13 protein-coding genes are annotated in these 15330 nt (G+C 47.7%); 11 read left to right on the plus strand and 2 right to left on the minus strand.

Annotation, left to right across the window (positions count from 1 at the left end; translation table 11 throughout):
• The first annotated feature begins 306 nt into the window (after positions 1-306).
• The 7 genes from MBEAL2_RS03985 to MBEAL2_RS04015 all read left to right on the plus strand — a co-directional run bounded on the left by MBEAL2_RS03985 (position 307) and on the right by MBEAL2_RS04015 (position 7698).
• A complete protein-coding gene (locus MBEAL2_RS03985) occupies positions 307-1473 on the plus strand; it encodes a branched-chain amino acid ABC transporter substrate-binding protein (RefSeq protein ID WP_082129749.1) in 1167 nt (388 codons plus the stop codon).
• 79 nt (positions 1474-1552) lie between these two features.
• Positions 1553-2473 (plus strand): branched-chain amino acid ABC transporter permease, encoded by a 921-nt coding sequence (locus MBEAL2_RS03990; protein ID WP_047151040.1) that lies wholly within the window; start codon positions 1553-1555, stop codon positions 2471-2473.
• 3 nt (positions 2474-2476) lie between these two features.
• Positions 2477-3484, plus strand: a complete 1008-nt coding sequence (locus tag MBEAL2_RS03995) for a branched-chain amino acid ABC transporter permease (RefSeq protein WP_052947439.1) — start codon at positions 2477-2479, stop codon at positions 3482-3484.
• A gap of 16 nt (positions 3485-3500) precedes the next feature.
• Complete coding sequence (locus tag MBEAL2_RS04000; RefSeq protein WP_047151041.1) at positions 3501-4280, plus strand: ABC transporter ATP-binding protein; 780 nt, start codon at positions 3501-3503, stop codon at positions 4278-4280.
• A complete protein-coding gene (locus tag MBEAL2_RS04005) occupies positions 4277-4999 on the plus strand; it encodes an ABC transporter ATP-binding protein (RefSeq protein ID WP_047151042.1) in 723 nt (240 codons plus the stop codon). The genes MBEAL2_RS04000 and MBEAL2_RS04005 overlap by 4 nt, the downstream gene beginning before the upstream one ends.
• A 202-nt stretch (positions 5000-5201) precedes the next feature.
• Positions 5202-6746: an L-glutamate gamma-semialdehyde dehydrogenase gene (gene pruA, locus MBEAL2_RS04010; protein WP_047151043.1), complete on the plus strand. Its 1545-nt coding sequence runs from the start codon at positions 5202-5204 to the stop codon at positions 6744-6746.
• Between the two features lie 40 nt (positions 6747-6786).
• Entirely contained in the window at positions 6787-7698 is a 912-nt protein-coding gene (locus tag MBEAL2_RS04015; RefSeq protein ID WP_047151192.1) for a proline dehydrogenase family protein, read from the plus strand.
• Positions 7699-7756: 58 nt separating this feature from the next.
• On the opposite strand, the gene MBEAL2_RS04020 is transcribed toward MBEAL2_RS04015, so the two are convergent.
• Positions 7757-7936 carry a hypothetical protein gene (locus MBEAL2_RS04020; protein WP_047151044.1) on the minus strand — a complete coding sequence of 60 codons (180 nt, stop codon included), beginning with the start codon at positions 7934-7936 and terminating at the stop codon, positions 7757-7759.
• A 228-nt stretch (positions 7937-8164) separates the two neighbouring features.
• Complete coding sequence (locus tag MBEAL2_RS04025; RefSeq protein WP_047151045.1) at positions 8165-8467, minus strand: HesB/IscA family protein; 303 nt, start codon at positions 8465-8467, stop codon at positions 8165-8167.
• Between the two features lie 630 nt (positions 8468-9097).
• On the opposite strand from MBEAL2_RS04025, the gene thiM reads away from it, so the two are divergent.
• From thiM to parC, 4 genes are all read left to right on the plus strand, one after another.
• Entirely contained in the window at positions 9098-9898 is an 801-nt protein-coding gene (gene thiM / locus MBEAL2_RS04030) for a hydroxyethylthiazole kinase (RefSeq protein WP_236692680.1), read from the plus strand.
• Positions 9899-9917: 19 nt separating this feature from the next.
• Entirely contained in the window at positions 9918-10562 is a 645-nt protein-coding gene (thiE, locus tag MBEAL2_RS04035; protein WP_052947442.1) for a thiamine phosphate synthase, read from the plus strand.
• Between the two features lie 220 nt (positions 10563-10782).
• A complete protein-coding gene (locus MBEAL2_RS04040) occupies positions 10783-12768 on the plus strand; it encodes a DNA gyrase/topoisomerase IV subunit B (RefSeq protein WP_047151047.1) in 1986 nt (661 codons plus the stop codon).
• Positions 12769-12775: 7 nt separating this feature from the next.
• Complete coding sequence (gene parC, locus MBEAL2_RS04045; protein WP_047151048.1) at positions 12776-15256, plus strand: DNA topoisomerase IV subunit A; 2481 nt, start codon at positions 12776-12778, stop codon at positions 15254-15256.
• Positions 15257-15330: the final 74 nt, after the last annotated feature.

A 15330-nucleotide genomic window follows, 5' to 3' on the forward strand; every position in this document is an offset into this window, starting at 1 on the left:
ACAAAGGGCAAAAGAAGATGGCAAGAAACAAGGCGCCGCGAAGAGTGAATTGGTTGGCATATTAATTGCTTAATAAAAATCTGTAATATAACAATAATTTGTAATACCCTTTTATTTTCAAAAACGTGTACAAAAGAATTTTTTTAATTTATAATTCGCTTAGCTTTATAATTGTCGAAATAATCGTTTTATTATTCCAATTATTTACTTATTTATCTAAGCGTTCACACTTGAAAGGAGGGGAGTTTGGGAGAGGGAGCGCCGGCAGGCTATAAAATATAATCTTTTACAAATAGGGGTCAAGCAATGAAACACACATTAAAGAAAATTGGAATTAGCACTGCGATATTGAGTATGGCTGTATTAAGCGCTTGTGGCGGAAATGCGCCGGCAGGTTCTTCCTCAGCCGGTTCTGCGGGAGGATCATCAGGCGGCGACATTCTTGTAGGGTTACAGTTTCCGTTAAGCGGAAACGAAGCGAAGATGGGTGAAGACATGAAGCACGCCGCGGAGATGGCTGTTGAGAGCATTAACGGTGCGGGCGGACTAAACGGAAAGAAAATTAAACTTATCGCGGAAGACGACGCGTGTGATCCGCAAACGGCAACAGCAGCTGCGAACAAACTTGTGTCGCAGGGTGTAACGGCTGTGGTTGGCGGTTATTGCTCCGGAGCCACGATTCCTGCAACGGGCGTATACCACCAGAATGGCATCCCTATGGTTGTAACAGCGGCGAACGCGAAGAAAATTGCTGACCAGAAGTTTCCTGAAATCTTTATGATTAACGGAACAACGGTTCACCAGGCTGCAGTGGCAACTGACTACATGATGAAGAAAAATAACGGGAAGAAAATTGCAATTATTCATGATAACTCCGGCTACGCGAAGGATCTGGCGGAGCGTACAAAAGCGGAAGTGGAAGCGGCAGGCGGACAAGTTGTCGTATTTGATGCAGTAAACCCGGATGAAAGTGATTTCTCTTCTCTCGTATCCAAACTCAAGCAGGCAAAGCCCGACGCAACCTACTGGACTGCCTACTATAAAGCGGGCGGATTGTTTATTAAGCAATTCAAACAGCAGGGCGTATCCGGCATTATCGGTGTTGGTGATGGCTCAAACGACAAAACATTAATTGAGATCGCCGGAAAAGATGCTGCGGAAGGCACGTTCATCACAACGAGCCCAACAGCGGAATTCCTCCCTGAAGCGAAGAAATTCCTTGATGACTATAAAGCCAAATACAACGCGGAACCAGGTCCATATTCCGCGCTTGAATACGATGGAATCAATGTGCTGGCAGATGCAATTAAGCGTGCGGGTTCCACTGACAAGCCAGCTATCATAGACGCATTAAAGAAAACCGATTTAAAGACGCTCTCCAGCCAGGTTTCATTCTCTGAAGAAGGAACGCTTAAAAAATCTAACTTTATTGTACTTCAAGTGAAGAACGGCAACTTTGCGGCAACAGAATAAATAATGATTATTACCATACTGAATGCGCGGTAGCAAGCTGTGCCGCGCATTTTTGTATGGAAAAGGAAGGAGCGGCTTTATGGGGTTACACTTATCCATAACAACGGACATCTTTGTCCAACAGCTAATTAATGCGCTAATTGTCGGTTCGTTTTATGCGCTCATTGCCCTGGGTTATACGATGGTTTATGGAATTATTAAATTGCTTAACTTTGCCCATGGGGATCTGTTTATGGTTGGAGCGTATATCGGTTATACGATTCTTGCTCTTATGACGGGTACCGGCGGAAGTGTCTTTGGTATTATCGTCGCTTTCCTGGTGGCGATGATTGTAACTGGCTTTCTCGGGATGGGCATTGAGCGGGTTGCCTACCGCCCTCTTCTTAAAGCGCCCCGGCTCTCCATTCTTATTACAGCCGTAGGGATGTCGCTTGTGCTGGAAAATGCGGTGTTGGCCGGATACGGGGCAAAACCGCAAATTATGCCGATGACCCTGCCGATAACTGGGTTCACTGTTTTAGGAACGAAAATCACCTACGCACAGATTGGAATTATTCTCGTTTCAGCATTGCTCATGTGGGGACTGCAGCTGTTTATCCACCGGACAATCTATGGGAAAGCGATGCGTGCGATCGCCATCGATCAGACAGCCTGCAGCTTAATGGGCGTCAATGTAAAGAAAGTCATTGCCCTCACGTTTTTTGTCGGGTCCTTTCTCGCTGCCGCTGCTGGGATGATGCATGCCGCGTATTATGGAAATATCACCTTTATGATGGGCTTTATTTTCGGTTTGAAGGCGTTCACTGCCGCTGTTATCGGAGGCATCGGGAACATTCCGGGAGCGATGCTCGGTGGGCTGATGCTCGGTGTGCTTGAGACGATCGGAACGTATGTCATCGGAAGCGAATGGAAAGATGTATTTGCCTTTATTATTCTTATTCTTCTTTTAGTATTGAAGCCGACCGGTATTTTAGGCGAGAAAGTAACGGAGAGGATGTAAGCGATGGAAAATGCAGTGAACCAAACCGTTGCCAAAAAGAAAATGAACTTAAAAGGAAAAGGATCTGTTCTTCTGCTCCTGCTTGCTGCGGCCGTTTTTTTTCCTTTCTATGCAGGTCCTTACTGGCTTGATGTCGGCTTTCTGGCCGTATTTTATATTGTACTCGGGCTCGGATTAAATATCGTTGTAGGCTACGCCGGCCTGCTGGATCTTGGCTACTCGGCTTTCTTTGCCGTCGGCGCCTACACAACCGGTATTTTAATGACACAGTTTCAGATGAATTTTTGGCTGACCATGATTATCGGCGGCGTATTAGCGGCCCTGGCCGGAATTATCATCGGTGCCCCAACACTTCGCCTGCGCAGTGACTACCTGGCGATTGTTACGCTCGGTTTCGGGGAAATCGTGCGCATTGCAGCGAAAAACTTAGAGTTCACGGGAAGCGCATCCGGCATCTATGGAATCTTAAGCCCGTTCCCGGCTCCGACCCAGATTGGCGGGGTGATGATTAACAACCTAAGCTATTCATTCTGGGCGATTCTCCTGATGGCTGTTATTGCCATGTTTGCTTCCAAGAGGCTGGCCCACTCAAGAATCGGCCGCTCCTGGGCGTACATTCGGGAGGATGAAGACGCGGCGGAAGCGATGGGGATTAACCGGGTTCGTTCAAAGCTGGCCGCCTATGCAACAGGCGCTACCTTCGGCGGGCTGGCCGGTTCTGTTTTTGCGGTCAAGATGACGGCAATTGCGCCTGAGAGCTTTAGCTTCATGCAATCCGTTATGATCCTGCTCGCCGTAATTCTTGGCGGGGTTGGACGTATTTCCGGCATTGTCATCGGTGCTGTGCTTGTCATTGTGCTGCCTGAGTTTTTGCGTGATTTAGATAATATTTTCCACTTTGGTATCGAGATTGACAGGTACCGTTTCCTCGTATTCGGGATTGCCCTTGTGTTCTTAATGATTTTCCGTCCACAGGGATTGTTGCCTGAAAAACAAGAGAACGAGAATTAGGCGGAGGTTGGATAATATGGATATCGTACAAATAAAAGACCTTCACCTGCAATTCGGCGGATTGGTAGCTGTAAATAACCTGAGTTTCACGATTCCCGATAATACGGTAATGAGTGTAATCGGGCCGAATGGGGCAGGGAAAACATCACTGTTTAATATGATTACTGGTTTTTACCAGCCGACGCGCGGACAGATCATTTTTAACGGCACAAATATTGTAGGGAAAAAGCCAAGCCAGATTACAGGGCTGGGCATGGCGCGGACGTTCCAGAACCTGCGCGTTTTTCCGAACCTTTCGGTGCTTGAAAATGTAATGTCCGGCATGCATTCGCGAACGAAGCAAGGGATTTTCGGGGCGCTTTTCCGCACGCCGGCTCAACGAAGGGAAGAAGAACTCATTCGCAGCGTGGCGGAAGAATGCATCCAGTTTGTGGGAATGGAACATTACATGCACCGAACAGCGAAAAATTTGCCGTATGGCGCACAGCGTTACCTTGAGATTGCACGGGCACTGGCGATTCAACCGAGAATCGTGTTTCTTGATGAACCTGCAGCCGGCTTCACATACAATGAAAAACTGGATTTAATTAATCTTATCGGAAGAATTAGGGATAAATATCGCATCCCGGTCGTTCTCATCGAGCATGATATGGGGCTTATAAACAAGGTGTCCGAGAAAATTATCGTGTTAAATTATGGAGAAAAGCTGGCGGAAGGCACGCCGGATGAAGTGCTGAATAATCCTCTTGTTATTGAAGCGTATCTGGGTAAGGAAGAGGAGGACGAAATAATATGAGCACCGTTCTTGACATAAAAAATATACAGACGTACTATGGGAAAATTCAGGCTGTAAAAGACGTGAATATCTCGGTAAAGCAAGGCGAAATTCTTGCGCTGCTGGGCGCTAACGGTGCAGGGAAGAGTACGATTTTAAAGACGATATCCGGCCTTGTGCGGCCTTCGGAAGGCTCGATTCATTTTATGGGGGAAGATATTACGCGCAAAGATGCCCATGTGATTGTAGAAAAGGGGTTAATCCATGTGCCGGAAGGCAGGCGTGTATTCGGGGCGTTAACCGTAACAGAAAACCTGGAACTCGGCGCATTTACGAAAAAAAGCGACAAAGTGAAAACACATAAGAACATCGAAATGGTGTTTGAGATGTTTCCGCGCCTGGCAGAACGCCGCAGGCAGATGGCCGGAACGCTGTCCGGAGGCGAGCAGCAAATGCTGGCTATTGGCAGAGCTTTAATGTCGGAGCCGAAGCTGTTAATGCTGGACGAACCTTCTATGGGGCTTGCGCCGATTATTGTTATTGAAATTATGAAGATTATTAAGCGGATTAACAGGGAAAACAACACAACGATTCTACTTGTCGAGCAGAATGCCAAAGCGGCTTTGAAATTAGCGCATCGGGGCTATGTATTGGAAACAGGAAACATCACGCTTGAAGATTCAGCCGAATCGCTGCGGACAAATGACAGTGTCATTAAAGCCTACCTGGGTGCACACTAATGGTCGATAGACAGTGTCTTTACAGTTATACAAAAACGTACGGATTGTTATACAGTTATACAATTGTGTCTAATGGAATGTAAGTTTGTTTGTTCATACGCCGCATCATAAAGCGGAATTGTGCTTAAGTAATATTGGCACGATTTTTGCTTTAAGAATAGTTTGAGAGTAAGGAAGACAACGATCCAGAGGAGGAAACGAAATGATTCCATACAAACCAGAGCCATTTACAAATTTTAAAGAGGAAGCGAACGCCAGGGCCATGCGTGAAGCGCTCGAGCAGGTTCAGCAGGAGCTAGGGAAAGATTATCCACTTATTATTAATGGTGAGCGTATTGCGACAGAAGGCAAAATCACATCGATAAGCCCATCTGACAAAGACCTGGTAGTAGGAACCACGGGCAAAGCAAGCAAGGAACAGGCAGAACAGGCCATGCAGGCAGCGCTGGAAGCGTTTAAAACATGGAAAAAGGTGAGCCCGGATCAGAGAGCACGCCTGCTTTTTAAAGCGGCCGCTATCTTACGCCGTCGTAAGTTCGAATTCAACGCATGGCTTTCTTATGAAGCAGGGAAAAGCTGGCCTGAAGCCGATGCGGATACAGCAGAAGCGATTGACTTCATGGAATACTACGGGCGCCAGATGATGAAGCTCGGCGAGCGCCAGCCGCTCGTACGCATTACAGGTGAAGACAATGTGCTCGAATACATTCCTCTCGGCGTTGGCGTTGTGATTCCGCCGTGGAATTTCGCGCTTGCCATTATGGCTGGCATGACAACAGCGGCTGTCGTAGCCGGAAACACAGTCGTCCTCAAGCCTGCGAGTGCAACACCGGTTGTTGCCGCCAAGTTTGTCGAGCTGCTGGAAGAGGCCGGCATGCCGAAAGGTGTTGTCAACTTCGTACCGGGAAGCGGCGCGGAAGTAGGCGATTACCTCGTCGATCACCCGCAAACACGCTTTATTTCCTTCACAGGATCGCGTGAAGTAGGGCTGCGTATTTTTGAACGTTCCTCTAAAACGAATGAAGGACAAATTTGGATGAAGCGCCTCGTTGCCGAGATGGGCGGAAAAGACTCCATCGTTGTGCACAAGGATGCCGATTTAGAGCTTGCAGCTGTAAACATCGTAAACTCTGCGTTCGGATTCTCCGGTCAGAAGTGCTCCGCATGCTCGCGCGCGATTATTCACGAGGACGTGTATGATGAAGTACTTGATCGCGTTGTAGCGTTAACAAAGGAGCTTAAAGTCGGCAATGCGCAGGATCCGTCCATTTACACCGGGCCGGTTATCGACGAAAGCGCCTATAATAAGATTCTTGAGTACATTGAAATCGGAAGCAAGGAAGGCCGCATTGCTGCTGGTGGGGCGAAAGCTGAAGGAAACGGTTATTATATCCAGCCGACTGTCATCGCTGATGTTGCGCCGGATGCCCGTGTGATGCAGGAAGAAATTTTCGGGCCGGTCGTTGCGTTTGCTAAAGCGAAGGATTTCGACCACGCGCTTGAGATTGCCAACAATACAATCTTCGGGCTTACCGGATCGGTGTTTACAAAAGACCGTGCATTAATCGAGAAAGCACGCGAAGAGTTCCATGTTGGGAACTTGTATTTTAACCGCAAGTGCACAGGCGCGCTCGTTGGTGTCCACCCATTTGGCGGATTTAACATGTCCGGTACCGATTCCAAAGCCGGCGGCCCTGATTACCTGTTACTCTTCACGCAATCAAAATTATCCTCGGAGGCTCTTTAATTTAAGAAGCCCTGAAAGCGGTAAGGTGGTATAAACGATGATTGAACCAGCTATGAAGAATTTTTTCCTGTTCCTTTCTCAGAACAAAGCGTTAAACCAGGCGGCTAAGAAATGGGGGCTCCGTTTTGGAGCCAGCCGTTTTGTCGCCGGGGAAACAATCAAGGACGCGATTACGAAAGTACGGGAACTGAATAAGCAAGGGTTGTCATGCACCCTCGATCACCTCGGTGAATTTATATTCAGCCGGGAAGAAGCGATCGAATCCGCGGACTACTGCATTAAAACGCTGGATGCGATCCATGAAGCAGGTGTGGACAGCAACCTGTCTCTTAAAATGACGTCGCTCGGCCTTGATATCGATTTAGAGCTTTGCAAGAGCAACATGCGCCGGATTCTTGATACGGCGAAAAAATACGGCAACTTTGTGCGTATCGATATGGAGGATTACAGCCACTGCCAGGTTACCCTCGATATTTTGCGGGAACTGCGCGAGGAATACGACAATGTAGGAACGGTGATTCAGGCGTACCTATACCGGGCGGAGCAGGATATTGAGGACTTAAAAGGGGTTCCACTACGTCTCGTAAAAGGAGCGTATAAGGAGTCTCCGGAAGTTGCCTACCCGGAAAAGAAAGACGTAGATGAGAACTACAAGAAAATCATCAAACAGCACCTGTTAAATAAAAGCTATGCGGCCATCGCTTCGCATGATGATCAAATTATCGCTTATACGAAGCAGCTCGTGAAAGAGCATAATATTCCGAACACCCAGTTTGAATTCCAGATGCTTTACGGTATCCGTACGCAATCCCAGGTGGATTTGGCGCGGGAAGGGTATAAAATGCGCGTATATGTACCGTACGGCAACGATTGGTACGGATATTTCATGCGCCGTCTTGCTGAAAGGCCTGCCAACGTAGCATTTGTAGTAAAAGGCATGGTGTCTAAATAAAATGAAGAAAGAGCATACGGGAAATTCGTATGCTCTTCTCTATGTTAAAACGCACTGTTTATTTTGTCTTTAAAAGCAATTGCTGCATCCGGTCAATCTGTCTGCCGGTCATCTGCAAAACACGGCTGTAAGCAGCGGATTCTCTTTGATTTAAATTCATTTCAATTTCCAGTAAATCGTACAGTGCTTTATATTTCTCCTGAACCTGTTTAATGAGCCTGCATTGGTTTTCCTTCATAATCGGAGCCCCCCCTTCTGACTGCGATAAACGTAGCGGCATTGTTGCTCCAATTATTCATGGATTAAAACCAGGATGCTTTACGCGAATGTTCCTGTACTTGTCCTTATTATAGCATAAATAGATCCAAAATTTTCAATTCGTAGAAATATCGTTCAAAAGGCTCAGGCAAGAGCATACGCGGCTCAAAACAGGCTGGATCGGGAGTGAAAAGATGAAAGGCCCAGTTTAGTGATCCCCATGATTTCCTCTGCTTGGGTTTGTAATAACGAAGCCTTCCTGCGGAAGGTATACATAATCAATTTTTACTCCGTCAAGCAAATCCTGTGACTTGTCCAGCAAAACGTCAATTTCTTTATCAGTATGAACGATTTCGTCATTGTCGCCCGGTGTGTCAAGATCGAGCCCGTAGTGGGCGTGGCTGCCGTGCGAGTGGGTAATAACGACGCGCAGTATTTTGCCCTGCGAATCCTCTTCGCTCATAATTTCATTAATTTTCTTTGCAGCGTTTCTTGTGATTTTGCAATTCATTGTAATTCCTCCATCTTCTTGTTTGATTCTTGAGACATATCTCCATCATATGCTACAGCCTATGCCTGTTTCAACTTCAAATAGGTTTTTCTTGGACTTTGGGACCTTACGGTCCCACTTTATGACTTTAAAGCAACATATAGTTTCTTATACGATAAAAAAAGAGTCCCACGGGGAAGCGGGACTCATACGAAAAGAGGCGTGCCCTTACGCTCGGTGAAGGGCATTGGAATAAGGCTTATGCTTATTTTTAGCATACAAATTTACTATGAAAAGAGTATGTAGGCAGTATTAAGAATTTATGAGGGTTCCCGTGCAGTGTACCTATGAGACCCTTTCATACGTTTTTATGTGAAAGGGAGTAGTATCAATAAAAAGAGCCCTTAAGGAAAAAGGGCTGTCAATGAATGAGCCACAATAAGCTGTGGCAACAAAATTGGAGATCAATCCAATAGAAATGGTATACGATAAATATGTATTTTTTATTGATTTCATATTAAAATTCGATGAAGATTAAAACATGTCACAAATGCTTTCTTCTCAAGGAAAGGAAAAAGTAGTTTTTCGCACCTAAAATCGCTATGATACAAGAGTGGGAAGAAATCGCGAATGGGAGGAAGAACAGTGGAAATAATTGAACAGAGAATAGGTGCGTTGCTGACGAAAGTAAGGACTTCAAGTCCCCTTGTACATAATATGACAAACGAAGTAGTAACAAACTTTACGGCGAACGGTTTACTGGCGCTTGGCGCCTCGCCCGTTATGGCTTATGCCCCGGAAGAAGTGGCTGACATGGCCAGGATTGCAGGGGCTCTTGTCCTTAATATGGGGACGTTAACATCTGAATTAGTCGAAGCGATGATTATTGCAGGGAAGTCGGCAAATGAGCACGGTGTGCCGGTTGTGTTTGATCCGGTAGGGGCCGGGGCAACGCCCTTCCGCACGGAGACAGCAAGGCGGATTGCCGGGGAGCTGAAGCTTTCTGTTATTCGGGGCAATGCGGCCGAAATTGCCAATGTCGTTGGGGAAGCATGGGAAATTAAAGGTGTAGATGCCGGTGAGGGCAAGGGGGATATGGAATCTCTCGCTCGCAGGGCATCTGAGGCGCTCGGCACTGTCGTGGCTATTACTGGCAAAGCAGATGTCGTCGCTGATGGATCAAGGGTATTCGTCATACATAACGGAGATGAGATGCTGACGAGAATTACCGGGACGGGATGCCTGCTTACCTCTATCGTCGGGGTCTATGCGGCTGTGGAGAAGGATTATGCGGTGGCAGCGGCGGCAGCCCTGTCCACATACGGAGTGGCGGCAGAATTGGCCCGCCAGACCGTTTCAGCACCTGGCTCTTATCAAATCGCGCTACTGGATGCGCTGTACAGTATGGAGGAAACCCAGGTAAGAGAAGGGGTTCGCATTCTCGAAAGATAGACAACGGAGGAAGACGATCATGAATAACGAATGGAAAGACAAACTGGATGTTTATCTCGTGATGGGGATTAACGAAGTAAATGGCAAATCTGCCATTGAGATTGCTGAGCAGGCGATTGCAGGGGGCGTCGGCACTATCCAACTGCGGGAAAAGAACGCACCGCTTCGCGATGTAATGGCGGTTGGCAGAGAACTGCGGGCACTGTGCAAACAGCATGAGGTGATGTTCGTAGTAAACGACAGGGTGGATGTAGCTTTGCTGCTGGAAGCAGACGGCGTGCATGTTGGACAGGATGACCTGCCGGCAAGCGAGACGCGCAAGCTCATAGGCGAAGATATGTTTATCGGCGTATCCGCTTCTTCTGTTGAAGAGGCGCAGTGGGCTATCGTCCAGGGTGCAGATTACCTCGGGGTGGGCGCGATTTATGCCACCGGGAGCAAAGCAGATGCGGGGGAGCCTGTCACGCCCAGGTTAATTAGCAAAATCCGCTCCTTCTCAAACCTTCCGATTGTAGGCATTGGCGGGATTACAGCCGAAAACAGCAGGGAAGTTATTAAACATGGGGCAAGCGGCATCGCGGTCATCTCGGCTATTGTAGGCCAGCCGAATCCCGGACAGGCAGCCCGGCAATTGAAGGATATCGTGGCCCAATCACAAAGGTAACAGGCAGATGCTTTTTGTATTTAGAAGAACGCTGGCGCAGCCATCCAAAAATCCGGATGGCTGTTTTACATATTTAATGAAATAATACATATTAAAAGCGAACATATATTCTGCATTTAGTGTATAATAAACAAAGGGAATCCGTGCGGCGATCCGGTTGTATATTGCTTTTCATGGAAAAAAACAGTACAGTTTATGAGAGAAAACAGGGGGGAAAGCTTTGAGTCATCAAAATCTATCAGTAGCTTATAGCGACGATGACATCCGCGTATTAAAAGGACTGACGGCTGTCAGGGTTCGGCCGGGGATGTATATCGGATCGACCGGGAGCCGCGGGCTGCACCATCTCATCTGGGAAATTATCGATAACTCCAAAGATGAGGTACTTGCGGGATATTGCGATACGATTAAAGTTACTATTCATCCTGATCGGAGCATCAGCATTGAAGACAACGGGCGTGGAATTCCGACCGGGATGAATAAAGATGAAGGAATTCCAACACCTACGGTTGTGTTTACCGTTCTGCATGCCGGGGGAAAGTTCGGCGGTGGGGACGGATATAAGAAATCAGGCGGCCTGCATGGCGTGGGAGCAAGCGTTGTCAACGCGCTCTCCGAGTGGCTGGAAGTTGAAATCTACCGCGACGGAAACATATATAGGCAGCGCTTTGAATACGTGGAAGAAACCGGCCCGGATGGCCAGCCGCAATTTAAAGCGGGACATCCGGTTACCGGACTTGAAATCGCAGGCCCAACGAGAAAGACAGGCACGAAAGTAACCTTCATGCCCGATGCCAGAGTGTTTGGCGATATAAATGTCCAGTACGAAGTACTGCGGGAGCGCCTGCGCGATAACGCCTTTCTTTTGAAAGGGGTTACCATTCACCTTAATGACATGCGTCCCGGAGCCCCGGAGAAGGAAAGCTTCCATTATGAGCAGGGGATTAAGGCGTTTGTCGGCTTTTTAAATGACGGCAAAAATACGCTCCATGACATCTTCTATTTTGAAGGTGAGAAGGACAGCGTAGAAGTTGAGCTCGCTTTCCAATACAACGATAATACATCGGAAAATTTGCTGTCTTATGTGAATACGATTCCGACGATTGACGAAGGAACGCACGTCTCCGGTTTCCGCAATGCATTTACGAAGGCATTGAATGACTATGCCCGCAGGAACAGCATGCTGAAAAAGAACGACAAGAATTTGACGGGAAATGATTATCGGGAGGGACTCATGGCGGTCCTTAGCATCCGCATGGATGATCCGCAGTTTGAAAGCCAGACGAAGGACAAGCTTGGCAGCGAAGAAGCCCGATCCTCTGTTGAGGCCATTGTCAGCGAGAAGATGAGCTATTTCCTTGAGGAAAATCCGGATATCGCCAGGCTTATGATTGAGAGAGCGATTGAATCACGCAGAATAAAGGAAGAGATTAAGAAGGCGGCAGAAGCGCTGCGCAACCCGAACAAGAAAGGCAAGAAGAAGGGAAAGCGCACGATTAGCGATAAATATACACCGGCAAGCAAAAAAGACGCAGATCGCAACGAGTTATTCATCGTTGAGGGTGACAGCGCCGGTGGTTCTGCAATTAACGGCCGGGACCGTAATTTTCAGGCTGTGCTCAGCCTGCGGGGAAAACCGATTAATGTAGAGAAGAAAAAGATCTATGAAATTATCGGCCCGAATGGAAATGAAGAAATCAACACGATTGTGGAGGTGCTTGGCACCGGTATTGGAGATGACTTCAATGCTAATCAATGCGCGTTCCATAAAGTTATTGTTATGACCGATGCAGATTATGATGGGGCGCACATCCAAATTCTACTGCTGACGCTTTTCTATCGCTATTTTCCCGAATTGATTAAGCGCGGCAGGGTGTTCATCGCACAGCCTCCGCTTTATAAGGTACACAGACCGGGCAAGAAGGGCCAGGATATTGTTTACGCGTGGACAGAAGAGGAAAAAGACATGGCACAGAAGAAGTTCGGCAAACAGGCGGAAATCCAGCGGTATAAAGGGCTCGGAGAAATGAACGCCGAACAGCTGTGGGATACGACCATGAACCCGGGGACGCGCAAGCTAATTCAGGTTGATTTAGAAGAAGCGGCAGAAGCGGAACGTATTGTAACCATTTTAATGGGGGATAAAGTGCCGCCCCGCCGTGAATGGATCGAAAGCAATGTAAAATTTGTGATGGAGGAGGAATAGAGAGTAGATGTCACTGCCTCATGAAGATTATTTGCAGATGAGTGTGCGGGACGTGTATCGCTCTCGTTTTAGCGATTACGCACGCTACATTATTTTATCAAGGGCCATCCCGGATGTGCGGGATGGTCTTAAGCCCGTACAGCGCAGGGTCTTATATTCCATGTATAAGGAGAAAAACACGCCGGACCGCTCCTACCGTAAATCGGCGAAGACGGTCGGCGATGTAATGGGAAACTACCACCCGCATGGCGATTCATCGATTTATGAAACGATGGTCAACCTCGTTCAGCCGCACAAGATGCGGGAACCTTTAATTGACGGGCACGGACACTGGGGCACGGTCGACGGCGATAACGCTGCAGCGATGCGCTATACGGAAGCCAGGCTGATGCCGATTGCGATGGAAATGGTGCGGGACATTGAGAAAGAAACCGTTGAATTCATTTCCAATTATGACAATACGACGAAGGAACCCGTTGTCTTGCCGGCACGCTTCCCGAATCTGCTTGTAAACGGGGTTACAGGAATCTCGATTGGCTTTGCGACAGAAATTCCTACGCACAACTTGCGCGAGGTTATTGACGGAACGATCGCAATGCTAAATCAGCCTGATCTTTCACTTGATGAATTGATGAAATACATTCCGGGGCCGGATTTGCCCGGCGGCGGCATTATTCAAGGTAAATCGGAAATCCGTAAAGCGTACGAAAAAGGAGCCGGACGGATTATGATCCGGTCCAAAACGATGATTGAGCAGGGAAAACAGGGGCGGCATCTTATTGTCGTCAATGAAATTCCGTATACGGTCAAGAAAAAAGCCCTTGTGACACAGATTGAAGAAGAAATCCTTGAGAAGAACGTGGACGGTCTGCTTGAAGTGCGCGATGAAACGGATCGTGAAGGGCTGCGCGTTGTAATGGAAGTCCGCAAGGATGCAGATATCGACGGCATTTTAAACTATTTGTTCAAGAAAACCGATCTGCAAATTTCCTACAACTTCAACATGCTCGTCATTGCGGACACACGCCCGCAGCAGCTTGGGCTGCAGAGGATTCTATCATCCTATATTGCCCACCAGAAAGAAGTTATCACCCAGCGTACCCGCTACGATCTGGATAAGGCGGAGAAGCGCCTGCATATTGTTGAGGGAATTGTTAAGGCCATCTCGATTTTACGCCAGGTTATTGATACGATTATGGACTCTGACGGCAGAGAGGACGCGCGCACCCGCCTGATGGAACAGTACGACTTCACGTACGAGCAGGCGGAAGCGATTCTTGATATACGGCTCCATCAGCTGACAAGGCTTGATATAAAGAAGTATGAGAAAGAACAAAAAGAGCTGGAGAAAAAAATCTCCACCCTGCAGGGGATACTGCAGAGTGAGAAAAAGCTCAATAAAGTGCTGGAAAAAGAATTAACCGAGATTCGGGACAAATTCGGCAGTGACAGGAAAACACTGCTCCAGGATGAGATCGAAACGATTGAGGTAGATATTTCGATAACGGTTCCGTTTGAAGAGGTTATCCTTACGATTACAGAAGACCAGTATATAAAGCGCACTTCCCTGCGCTCCTTTAATAGTTCAGGCGCATCGATTGAAACGTGCGGGATTAAAGAGGGAGACAGGGTGCGCAGTTTCTTCCGGACCGATACGATCCGCCAGTTGCTGCTGTTTACGAACGACGGCAACTTCTATCAGCTTCCGGTGCATGAGATACCCGACGGCAGGTGGAAGGACATCGGAACAAGCCTCGTCAATGTTGTGGCGCTTGCGAAAGAGCAAAAAATCGTCCAGGCATTCCCTGTTGAGTCATTGGAGGAAATGAAAGAATCTTCCTTTGTTTTTATTACGAAGAATGGAATGATAAAACGCACGAAAATCGAGGAATACAGCACGAACCAGAAAAAGCGGGGGATTGTTGCAGCCAAAGTAAAGGAAGACGACGAAATTGTAAATGTCCACATTTCCGGGGACAAAGACGACTTCTTCCTTGTCTCCTCATCGGGGCTCGCCATTCGTTTCCCGGCGGAAGAAGTGCCGCTGACCGGGCGCAATACGGCAGGGGTCCGGGGAATGAAAACGGACGAGGGCGAGCATATCGTATCTTCTTTTGTTCTGCACCCGTACGATGAAAGAATACTTCAGGTTCTCACCCGCGAAGGGATCGTAAAACGTACGGCTGTAAGCCAGTTTACTAACCAGGGAAGAGGCGGCAAGGGAATTTTAATTATTCGGCGCCGCAAGGTTCAGCCGCATGAGGTCATTGCAGCCATCCTTGAAGAAACCTTCCAGAAGACGCTTCTTGCGCAGACGAACCAGGGCCGGCAGGTGACGCCCGATTGGGAGGCATACAGAACGCAGCTTTCCGCAAACGACCAGGGTTCGATTGGCCGGAATATGCTCAATCTTGCCGCAGGGGAAGAAGTGATATCGCTGCATACGGAGGCACGGGTTGAGGCCGAAAAAGAAGAGGAAGCCGGCTAAGCAAAGAAGTGTACCTTTTTATCGAAAAGGGAATAATATGATAAAGAATAATAGGTTAACATTCATAATCGGTG

Origin of the sequence: Aneurinibacillus tyrosinisolvens, from assembly GCF_001015055.1 — a bacterium.
Lineage (GTDB): Bacteria > Bacillota > Bacilli > Aneurinibacillales > Aneurinibacillaceae > Aneurinibacillus_A > Aneurinibacillus_A tyrosinisolvens.

Coding starts and splice junctions, on each gene's coding strand:
- parC (WP_047151048.1), top strand. CDS start 12,776: ATGTCACTGCCTCATGAAGATTATTTGCAGATGAGTGTGCGGGACGTG.
- MBEAL2_RS04000 (WP_047151041.1), top strand. CDS start 3,501: ATGGATATCGTACAAATAAAAGACCTTCACCTGCAATTCGGCGGATTG.
- MBEAL2_RS03995 (WP_052947439.1), top strand. CDS start 2,477: ATGGAAAATGCAGTGAACCAAACCGTTGCCAAAAAGAAAATGAACTTA.
- pruA (WP_047151043.1), top strand. CDS start 5,202: ATGATTCCATACAAACCAGAGCCATTTACAAATTTTAAAGAGGAAGCG.
- MBEAL2_RS04020 (WP_047151044.1), bottom strand. CDS start 7,936: ATGAAGGAAAACCAATGCAGGCTCATTAAACAGGTTCAGGAGAAATAT.
- MBEAL2_RS03985 (WP_082129749.1), top strand. CDS start 307: ATGAAACACACATTAAAGAAAATTGGAATTAGCACTGCGATATTGAGT.
- thiE (WP_052947442.1), top strand. CDS start 9,918: ATGAATAACGAATGGAAAGACAAACTGGATGTTTATCTCGTGATGGGG.
- MBEAL2_RS04005 (WP_047151042.1), top strand. CDS start 4,277: ATGAGCACCGTTCTTGACATAAAAAATATACAGACGTACTATGGGAAA.
- MBEAL2_RS03990 (WP_047151040.1), top strand. CDS start 1,553: ATGGGGTTACACTTATCCATAACAACGGACATCTTTGTCCAACAGCTA.
- MBEAL2_RS04025 (WP_047151045.1), bottom strand. CDS start 8,467: ATGAATTGCAAAATCACAAGAAACGCTGCAAAGAAAATTAATGAAATT.